Below are 9,006 nucleotides of genomic sequence, written 5' to 3' on the forward strand. Positions count from 1 at the left end.
GGCGGGGGCCGCAGCCGGTGCCGCGGCAGCGGCTTCCCTGGCCGCCTTCGCCGCCGCCTTTGCTTCCCTGTCGCGGGTCGCCTTTAGGATCGCCTTCTCGCTCTTGAGCGTCGTAAGGCCAGAGGCGGGCTCCGAGCCGGTGCGGCCGTTCTGCGGACCCGGCTTAACGTCTGCACCCTTGCCCGATTCATAGAGATCGATGATCTCGGCCAGCCGTTCCGGCGTCAGGTCTTCGAACGTGTCCTTGAAGATCATCACCATCGGCGCGTTGACGCAGGCGCCGAGGCATTCGACCTCCTCCCACGACAGCGTGCCCTTGTCATTGGTGTGGAACTGATCGTGATGAATCTTCGAGCGGCAGACATCCATCAGCGCTTCAGACCCGCGCAACATGCAGGGCGTGGTGCCGCAGACCTGGATATGGGCGCGGGTGCCGACCGGATTGAGCTGGTACTGCGTGTAGAAGGTCGCCACCTCGAGGCCGCGGATGCGCGGCATGCCGAGCATGTCGCAGATCGCCTCGATCGCCGCCTTCGTCACCCAGCCTTCTTGCTCCTGCGCCAGCATCAGCAAGGGGATGATGGCCGACTGCTCGCGTCCCTTCGGATATTTGGCGATCCACTGCTTGGCCGCCGCCGCGTTCGCCTTGTTGAAGGCGAAGGAGGCTGGCTGGACGCTGGCATCTGCGAGACGGCGGACTGACATTTTAGCGATCGACCTCACCAAACACGATGTCGAGGGAGCCAAGCACGGCGGTGACGTCGGCCAGCATGTGGCCGCGGCACAGGAAATCCATGGCCTGCAGATGCGCGAAGCCTGGCGCCCGGAGCTTGCAGCGGTAGGGCTTGTTGGTGCCGTCGGAGACGAGATAGACACCGAACTCGCCTTTCGGCGCCTCGACGGCCGCATAGACCTCGCCGGCCGGCACGCGGTAGCCCTCGGTGTAGAGCTTGAAATGATGGATCAGCGCTTCCATCGAGCGCTTCATCGCCGCGCGCTTCGGCGGCACCACCTTACCGTCGAGGTTCGATACCGGACCGGTGCTTTCCCTGCCGAGCAGAATATCCACGCACTGACGCATGATCTTCGCCGACTGGCGCATCTCTTCCATGCGCACCAGATAGCGGTCGAAGCAGTCCCCGTTCTTGCCGACCGGGATGTCGAAATCCATCTCGGCATAGCATTCATAAGGCTGCGCCTTGCGCAGGTCCCAGGCAGCGCCCGAGCCGCGCACCATCACGCCCGAAAAACCCCAGGCCCAGGCGTCGGCGAGCGACACCGTGCCGATGTCGACATTGCGCTGCTTGAAGATGCGGTTGGGCGTGAGCAGCGCGTCGAGGTCGTCGACCGATTTCAGGAACGGGTCGATCCACTTGCCGATGTCCTCGACCAGCTTCTGCGGCAGGTCCTGGTGCACGCCGCCCGGCCGAAAATAAGCCGCATGCATGCGCGAGCCGGAGGCGCGCTCGTAGAACACCATCAGCTTTTCGCGCTCGACGAAGCCCCACAACGGCGGGGTCAGCGCACCGACGTCCATCGCCTGCGTCGTCACATTGAGGATGTGCGACATGATGCGGCCCATTTCGGAATAGAGCACGCGGATCAGCTGGCCGCGCTTCGGCACTTCGATGCCGAGCAGCCGCTCGGCCGCGAGCGCGAAGGCGTGCTCCTGGTTCATTGGCGCGCAATAGTCGAGCCGGTCGAGATAGGGCACGGCCTGCAGGTAGGTCTTGGCTTCGATCAGCTTCTCGGTGCCGCGGTGGAGCAGCCCGATATGCGGATCGACACGGTCGACCACCTCGCCGTCCAGCTCCAGCACTAGGCGCAAAACGCCATGCGCCGCAGGGTGTTGCGGACCGAAGTTGATGTTGAAGTTACGGACGGAGGTCTCAGCCATTCTGGCGCCTCTGGCGAAGAGTCAGTAGTGAGTAGTGAGTAGTGATCATCAATCTCAATGCCTACTTATTCCGCCTGTTTTGCCTGCACCGTCCTGATAAGAGATCGCATCATTTTCCCAATCTCTTCGCATCGCAGCAGCAGCTCAGTCTCGTTGGCTCTTTCCAGCATACCGACACGGCATGCCAGCAGTATGTGCGTTTCCAGTTCTTTCAGCGAACCCTGCGCCATGCGCAGAAATTGAACGAACGAACCTCTGTTCTCACGACCATACCCTTCAGCAATGTTGGCGGCGATAGATACCGCCGAGCGGCGCATCTGGGAGGTCATTCCATAGACCTCGTCTTTCGGAAAACCTTTGGTGACACGATAACAATCTTCGGCAAGAACCATCGCCGATTGCCACACCATTAGGTCTCGATAAGATTCGATCCGCTTTTCCAATTCCTTCCCTACTGACTACTCACTACTTCGCTACTCACTGTTTCGCCTTCTCGTCGCCTGGCAGCACGTAGTCGGTGCCTTCCCATGGCGAGAGGAAATCGAAATTGCGGAATTCCTGCTTGAGCTCGACCGGCTCGTAGATGACCCGCTTGGCCTCGTCGTCGTAACGCACCTCGACGAAGCCGGTCAGCGGGAAATCCTTGCGCAGCGGATGCCCGTCAAAGCCGTAGTCGGTCAGGATGCGTCGCAGGTCGGGATGGTCGGAGAACAGCACGCCATAGAGGTCGTAGGTCTCGCGCTCGTACCAGTCGGCGCCGGGATAGACGGCGGTCAGCGACGGCACCAGCGTCTCTTCGTCGGCCTGGACCTTGAGGCGGATCCGGACATTCTGCTTCGGCGACAGAAGGTGGTAGACGACGTCGAAGCGCTTGGCCCGCGACGGATAGTCGGCACCGCAGATATCGATGATCGAGATGAACTGGCAGCGCGGGTCGTCGCGCAGGAAGGTCGCCACCTCGATCAGGCTGCCGGGTTCGACGGAAACGGTCAGTTCGCCATAGGCAAGCACGGTTTCGCCGATGCGGCCGGAGAGCTTCTCGCCGAGATAGGTGGAGAGTTCGTTCAACGCCAGGGTCATCGGTTCACCGTTCGATCGTGCCGGTGCGGCGGATCTTCTTCTGCAACAGAAGAATGCCGTAGAGCAGCGCTTCCGCGCTCGGCGGGCAGCCGGGCACATAGATGTCGACCGGCACGATGCGGTCGCAGCCGCGCACCACTGAATAGGAATAGTGGTAGTAACCGCCGCCATTGGCGCAGGAGCCCATCGAGATGACGTAGCGCGGCTCCGGCATCTGGTCGTAGACCTTGCGCAGCGCCGGCGCCATCTTGTTGGTCAGCGTGCCGGCGACGATCATGATGTCGGACTGGCGCGGAGACGCACGCGGCGCGACGCCGAACCGCTCCGAGTCGTAGCGCGGCATCGAAGTATGGATCATCTCGACCGCGCAGCAGGCGAGGCCGAAGGTCATGAACATCAGCGAGCCGCTGCGCGCCCAGGTGATCAGCGCTTCGGTCGAGGTGACGAGGAAACCCTTGTCGGCCAGCTCATTGTTGATTTCGAGAAAGAAGGGATCGTCCTCCCCCACCGGCCTGCCGGTGTTGGGGTCGATGATGCCCTTGGGCTTCGGCGCGACGAGGGTGCCTGAACTGTCGTTCAATCCCATTCCAGCGCTCCTTTTTTCCATTCATAGGCAAAGCCGATGGTCAGCACCGCCAGGAACACCATCATCGACCAGAAGCCGAGCATGCCGACCTTGGAGAAGGACACCGCCCACGGGAACAGGAAGGCGACCTCGAGGTCGAAGATGATGAACAGGATCGACACCAGGTAGAAGCGGATGTCGAATTTCATGCGGGCGTCGTCGAACGAGTTGAACCCGCATTCATAGGCGGAAAGCTTTTCCGGGTCGGGATTGCGGTAGGCCACCAGGAACGGCGCGATGATAAGCGCCAGACCGACGACCATCGCCACTGCGATGAACAGGACGATGGGCAGGTACGAACTTAGGAGTGCGCTCATGCGGCGACTTTCCTTTGGCGGGCCAGTTCACTTTGATTACAGCAACGGACTCTAATGCGGAAGCGTGACAGTTTAACCCGCTGAACCGTTTTAAGGGCCCTATGCTGCGACGCGGCGAGGGTTAGCGCAGCGGTTTCGGCGAAGCAAGTCAAACCTTGTTCAAAATCCGGCCCTGGACGCCATATCGGAGCAAACTGGTCCGATCCGCTCCTGTTTGATTTCCTTCGCTTTTTACTCCACTTTCCTCTCCTGACATATCTCCCGCCATTTGCCTGCTAGCATGGCTGGAATCATCGGCTGGACGTCAGGTAAACGGATCGAGGCAAAGGCACCTTGATGAAGGAAAAAATCTCTCTTCGCATGGCCAGGCGCATCGCGCTTGGCGCGCAGGGCTTTACGGACCCTCGCCCCGGCGGCGAGCCTAACCGCAGGCACCTCGCCCGCGTGCTCTCCCGCACCGGGCTGCTGCAGATCGATTCCGTCAGCGCGGTGGTGCGCGCTCATTACATGCCGCTCTATTCGCGCCTTGGCCCCTACCCGCTTTCGCTGCTCGACAATGCCGCGCTCACCCGCAGGCGCGCCGTCTTTGAATATTGGGCGCATGAGGCCTCCTTCCTGCCGGTCGAGACCTACCCGCTGATGCGCTGGCGCATGCAGCGCGCCGAACGCGGCGAGGAAATGTATCTCGGCCTCGCCAAATGGGGCCGCGAGCGCAAGGAGATGATCGAGGAGATCTACAGGCAAGTCGCCGATCGCGGGCCGATCGCCGCCTCCGACATCGAGGGCCATAAGGGCAATGGCGGCTGGTGGGGCTGGAGCGAGGCCAAGCACGCCTTCGAATGGCTGTTCTGGGCAGGATACATCACCACCGCCTACCGGCGCGGCTTCGAACGCTACTACGACCTGCCGGAGCGCGTGCTGCCGCAGGCGGTGCTCGACCTGCCGGTACCGTCGGTCGAGGACGCCCACCGCGAATTGCTGCGCATTTCCGCCCGCGCCCATGGCATCGCCACCTATGGCGACCTGCGCGATTATTTCCGCCTGGCGCCGGGCGACACGAAAGACCGAATCGAGGAACTGGTCGAAATGGGCGAACTGCTGCCGGTGCGCGTCGAGGACTGGGACAAGACCGTTTATCTCCACAAGGACGCGCGCATTCCGCGCCGGATAGAGGCGCGCGCCTTGCTCGCCCCGTTCGATCCCGTCGTCTTCGAGCGCACCCGGACCGAAAAGCTCTTCGGCTTCCGCTACCGCATCGAGATCTACACACCGGCCGAAAAGCGCCAATACGGCTATTACGTGCTGCCATTCCTGCTCGGCGACCGGATCGTCGCCCGAGTCGATCTCCGAGCTGATCGGCCTGCCAGCGTGCTTCGCGTCCACGCCGCCTATGCCGAGGCCGGCGCACCGGCCGAAACAGCAGCCCAATTGGTAGAAGAGTTGAAGCAGATGCAAGCCTGGCTTGGCCTGGAGAGCATTGAAGTGACACCGGCCGGCGACCTCGGTCCGGCGCTGGCCGACATCCGGGTGTCGTAGCCACGCGTTGACAGGCCTGCACCTGTAAGCCTAAATCCGAAGCAGACGGTCTTCTCCCGGCAAAGGGAGGAGCCAAGAGGGAATGCGGTGCGGAATTCAAAAATTCCAAATCCGCGGCTGTCCCCGCAACTGTAAGCGACGAGCCTCAGCCGAAAACCACTGGGATGTCCCCGGGAAGGCGGCGCCAAGGTGACGACCCGCGAGCCAGGAGACCTGCCGTCTGAGACTTAAAGTATCCGATCGCCCGGCGGGTTTTCCGGGCAAGGAGCCTGGTTTTGGATCGCAACGGCAGTTTTCCGGCCAACGTAGCGGACGTCCCGTCCGAACCCGAGGACATGCTGGCGGGCGTCACCGTCATCGTCTGTTCCTCCTGCCGCGACGAGACCGGTTCGGACGCGCAGCCGCGCGCCGGCGCCCTGCTGGCCGAGGACACGCGCCGCGCGGCCTCGGGCCAGGATATCGACATCCGCACCGTCGAATGCCTCGGCAATTGCAAGCGACGTTTGAGCGCAGCGCTGCTGCGCGACGGCTGCTGGAGCTACGTTTTCGGTGACCTGGACACGACCAGCGGCGCCGACCTCGTCGCCGGCGCAAAACTCTTCGCCACATCGACCGATGGCCTGATCCCGTGGCGCGGCCGGCCCGATTCCCTCAAGCGCGGCCTGGTTGCCCGCATCCCTCCCCTCGACCTCCTGAAGGACTGACCATGAATGGTTCCGTTTCCCGCGTTCCCTGCACCGTCGTCACCGGCTTCCTCGGCGCCGGCAAGACGACGCTGATCCGCAACCTGCTCGAAAACGCCAAGGGCAAGCGGCTGGCGATCATCGTCAACGAGTTCGGCGATGTCGGCATCGACGGCGAGATCCTCAAAGGCTGCGGCATCGACACATGTCCTGAAGAAAACATCGTCGAGCTTGCCAATGGCTGCATCTGCTGCACCGTCGCCGACGATTTCGTGCCGGCGCTCGACCAGATCCTGTCGCGCACGCCGAAAGTCGACCACATCCTGATCGAAACCTCCGGCCTCGCTTTGCCCAAGCCGCTGGTCCAGGCCTTCCAGTGGCCGAGCGTGAAGAGCCGCGTCACGGTCGATGGCGTCATTGCCGTGGTCGACGGCCCGGCGCTGGCCGATGGCCGCGTCGCCTCCGACATGGACGCCCTGCAGGCGCAACGTGCCGCCGACGGCTCGCTCGACCATGACGATCCGGTCGAGGAGGTGTTCGAGGACCAGATCGCCTGCGCCGACCTCATCATCCTGTCGAAGAGCGACCTGATGGACACGGCCGGCGCGGCCCGCGCCAACGCCGTCATCGGCGAGCATGTGGCGCGCGCCGTAAAGGTCGTGCCGACCGCGCAGGGCAAGGTCGATCCGTCCGTGGTGCTCGGCCTCGGCCTCGCGGTCGAGGACGACATCGAGAACCGAAAGACCCATCACGACGACGAGCTCGACCACGAGCACGACGATTTCGACTCCTTCGTCATCGACATTCCGTCGATCGCCAATCCGGACGAGCTGGCCAAGCGCGTCGCCCTCGCCGCCGAGCAGGAAAACGTGCTGCGCGTCAAAGGTTTCGTCCAGGTCGGCGGCAAGCCGATGCGGCTCCTGCTCCAGGCCGTCGGCCCGCGCGTCAACCACTATTACGATCGCGCCTGGACCGCGGAAGACGACCGCCGCTCGCGGCTCGTCGTCATCGGCCTCAAAGGGCTGAACCGCCCTGCGATCGAACGTATCCTCGCCGGCTGAGGCAAACCCGAAAAGCGATGCATATCCTCACCACGACATCCGCTTCGCTCGACGACCTCGCCGAGCCGATCGACCTCAGGCAGACGCCTGCGGATGTCGTGGCCCTGTCCTTCACAGACAGCGACCTCGCCGGACTGGCCGCCGCCTGGAAGGCGGACGCGGAGCGACTACCGTCGATGCGGTTGGCAGCCCTGCGAGACCTCAGGCATCCGATGTCGGTCGACCTCTGGATCGACAGCGTCGCCCGCCACGCCAGGGTCGTTCTGGTCCGCATCCTCGGCGGCTATGACTGGTGGCGCTACGGCTGCGACCAGCTTGCGGCGGTGGCGCGCGAACGCGGCATCAAGCTGGCGCTGCTGCCCGGCGAAAGCCATGACGAGGACCAGCGCCTGATCGAAGGCTCGACCCTGCCGCGCGCCGAGCTCGACGCCTTGCTCGGCTATTTCCGCGAAGGCGGCCCGGCGAACATGGCGGCGCTGGTGAAGAGGCTGGCGCGGCTGGCGGGATCGGAAGCGGCCGTGGCCGAGCCGGTGAGTGTACCGAAGGCTGGGTACTATCATCCGGGACTCGGTGTGGTCTCCCTCCCCCTTGAGGGGAGGGTCCGGCCGCAGGCCGGGGGTGGGGTCCTCCGCGACGCGCGCCGACATCAAGAAACGCCGAGCGCTGCCGAGGTGACCCCACCCGGCCCTTCGGGCCACCCTCCCCTCAAGGGGGAGGGAAACACCGCTCCTATCATCCCCATCCTCTTCTACCGCTCAATGCTGCTTGCGGCAGACGTGGCGCCGATCGACGCTCTCGCGGAAGCCTTGAGGCTGCAGGGCCTCACGACAATGCCGATCTTCGTGTCCAGCCTGAAGGATCCTGCGTCTCTGGCCTTCGTCGAAACCGCCCTCGCCTCGCTGAACCCGTCGGCCATCGTCAGCGCCACCGCCTTCGCCTCAGGCGCCGAGCCGGGCGCCGAAACGCTCTTCGACCGCGCCGGCGTGCCCGTCTTCCAGGTCATCGTCGCCACGACGCGGCGCGAGGTCTGGGAGAAGAACCAGCGCGGCCTGGCGCCGGCCGATCTTGCCATGCATGTCGTGTTGCCCGAACTCGACGGCCGCATCCTGGCCGGCGCAATCTCCTTCAAGGGCGAGATCGAGACCGATCCGGCGCTCGCCTTCCGCGCCTTCGCCAACCGGCCCGAAGCCGACCGCGTCGGGCAGGTCGCCAAGCGCATCGCGGGCTTCATTCGCTTGCAACGGACCGAGCGGGCCAGGCGCAAACTGGCGATCCTGATCCCGGATTACCCGAGCGCGCCAGGGCGGACCGGCTATGCTGTCGGCCTGGATGTGCCGTCCAGCGTGCTCGCCATGCTGCATGACCTGAAGGAACAGGGCTACTCCGTTGAGGGGATACCGCAATCGCCGCGCGAATTGCTGGATGCGTTGGAAACTTCCGGCCATTCGGTGGGGCTTGACGACTATCTCTCCTTTTCAACTGAATTGCCGAAGGCTGCTGTAGCTGCGGTAGAGGCCGCGTGGAGTAAGGCAGAAGACGCGATAGGGTTGCGCGAGGCTCAAGCGCCGACCTCGCCAGGCTTCCCCTTCCGCGCCGCGACCTTCGGCAACGTCACCGTGGCGCTGGCTCCCGACCGCGGCCGCCCCGCCGACCGCCGCGCCGACTACCACGACCCGACTCTGCCTCCGCGCCACGAACTGATCGCCTTCGGCCTCTGGCTGCAGAAATCGCTCGGCGTGCACGCTATCATCCATGTCGGCGCGCACGGCACTCTGGAATGGCTGCCGGGCAAGACGGTTGCCCTCTC

General features: G+C 64.0%; 10 protein-coding genes and 1 riboswitch. Of the genes, 4 read left to right on the plus strand and 6 right to left on the minus strand.

The window, feature by feature from the left end; genetic code table 11:
• The 6 genes from nuoE to DH10_RS25000 form a co-directional block, all read right to left on the minus strand.
• Positions 1 to 705: NADH-quinone oxidoreductase subunit NuoE (gene nuoE / locus DH10_RS24975; protein WP_192385478.1), on the minus strand; the 705-nt coding region annotated here is incomplete at its 3' end.
• 1 nt (position 706) lies between these two features.
• Positions 707 to 1,897: an NADH-quinone oxidoreductase subunit D gene (locus DH10_RS24980; protein ID WP_192245415.1), complete on the minus strand. Its 1,191-nt coding sequence runs from the start codon at positions 1,895 to 1,897 to the stop codon at positions 707 to 709.
• A gap of 65 nt (positions 1,898 to 1,962) precedes the next feature.
• On the minus strand, positions 1,963 to 2,340 hold the full coding sequence (locus DH10_RS24985) for a four helix bundle protein (RefSeq protein ID WP_192245417.1): 378 nt from the start codon (positions 2,338 to 2,340) through the stop codon (positions 1,963 to 1,965).
• Between the two features lie 34 nt (positions 2,341 to 2,374).
• On the minus strand, positions 2,375 to 2,977 hold the full coding sequence (locus DH10_RS24990; protein ID WP_192245419.1) for an NADH-quinone oxidoreductase subunit C: 603 nt from the start codon (positions 2,975 to 2,977) through the stop codon (positions 2,375 to 2,377).
• 4 nt (positions 2,978 to 2,981) lie between these two features.
• Positions 2,982 to 3,563: a NuoB/complex I 20 kDa subunit family protein gene (locus tag DH10_RS24995; protein WP_013531090.1), complete on the minus strand. Its 582-nt coding sequence runs from the start codon at positions 3,561 to 3,563 to the stop codon at positions 2,982 to 2,984.
• Positions 3,554 to 3,919, minus strand: coding sequence for an NADH-quinone oxidoreductase subunit A (locus DH10_RS25000; protein ID WP_149791214.1), 366 nt, complete (start codon positions 3,917 to 3,919; stop codon positions 3,554 to 3,556). Before DH10_RS25000 ends, DH10_RS24995 begins: the two co-directional genes overlap by 10 nt.
• Positions 3,920 to 4,255: 336 nt before the next feature.
• Between DH10_RS25000 and DH10_RS25005 the strand changes: the two genes are divergently transcribed.
• The 4 genes from DH10_RS25005 to DH10_RS25020 form a co-directional block, all read left to right on the plus strand.
• Positions 4,256 to 5,455: a winged helix-turn-helix domain-containing protein gene (locus tag DH10_RS25005; RefSeq protein WP_192245421.1), complete on the plus strand. Its 1,200-nt coding sequence runs from the start codon at positions 4,256 to 4,258 to the stop codon at positions 5,453 to 5,455.
• Between the two features lie 29 nt (positions 5,456 to 5,484).
• Positions 5,485 to 5,690: riboswitch (cobalamin riboswitch) on the plus strand.
• A 40-nt stretch (positions 5,691 to 5,730) separates the two neighbouring features.
• The gene (locus DH10_RS25010; RefSeq protein ID WP_192245423.1) at positions 5,731 to 6,159 is read left to right on the plus strand and encodes a DUF1636 family protein; all 429 of its coding nucleotides are present in this window, start codon (positions 5,731 to 5,733) and stop codon (positions 6,157 to 6,159) included.
• 2 nt (positions 6,160 to 6,161) lie between these two features.
• On the plus strand, positions 6,162 to 7,199 hold the full coding sequence (cobW, locus tag DH10_RS25015; protein WP_192245425.1) for a cobalamin biosynthesis protein CobW: 1,038 nt from the start codon (positions 6,162 to 6,164) through the stop codon (positions 7,197 to 7,199).
• 17 nt (positions 7,200 to 7,216) lie between these two features.
• The coding region (locus tag DH10_RS25020) for a cobaltochelatase subunit CobN (RefSeq protein WP_192385479.1) at positions 7,217 to 9,006 on the plus strand (1,790 nt) is incomplete at its 3' end.

The organism is Mesorhizobium silamurunense, from assembly GCF_014843825.1.
Taxonomy (GTDB): domain Bacteria; phylum Pseudomonadota; class Alphaproteobacteria; order Rhizobiales; family Rhizobiaceae; genus Mesorhizobium; species Mesorhizobium silamurunense.

Excerpts from the sequence above, each read along its gene's own strand:
- DH10_RS24980 (WP_192245415.1), bottom strand. The coding sequence starts at position 1,897 with ATGGCTGAGACCTCCGTCCGTAACTTCAACATCAACTTCGGTCCGCAA.
- DH10_RS24990 (WP_192245419.1), bottom strand. The coding sequence starts at position 2,977 with ATGACCCTGGCGTTGAACGAACTCTCCACCTATCTCGGCGAGAAGCTC.
- DH10_RS24995 (WP_013531090.1), bottom strand. The coding sequence starts at position 3,563 with ATGGGATTGAACGACAGTTCAGGCACCCTCGTCGCGCCGAAGCCCAAG.
- DH10_RS25000 (WP_149791214.1), bottom strand. The coding sequence starts at position 3,919 with ATGAGCGCACTCCTAAGTTCGTACCTGCCCATCGTCCTGTTCATCGCA.
- DH10_RS25005 (WP_192245421.1), top strand. The coding sequence starts at position 4,256 with ATGAAGGAAAAAATCTCTCTTCGCATGGCCAGGCGCATCGCGCTTGGC.
- cobW (WP_192245425.1), top strand. The coding sequence starts at position 6,162 with ATGAATGGTTCCGTTTCCCGCGTTCCCTGCACCGTCGTCACCGGCTTC.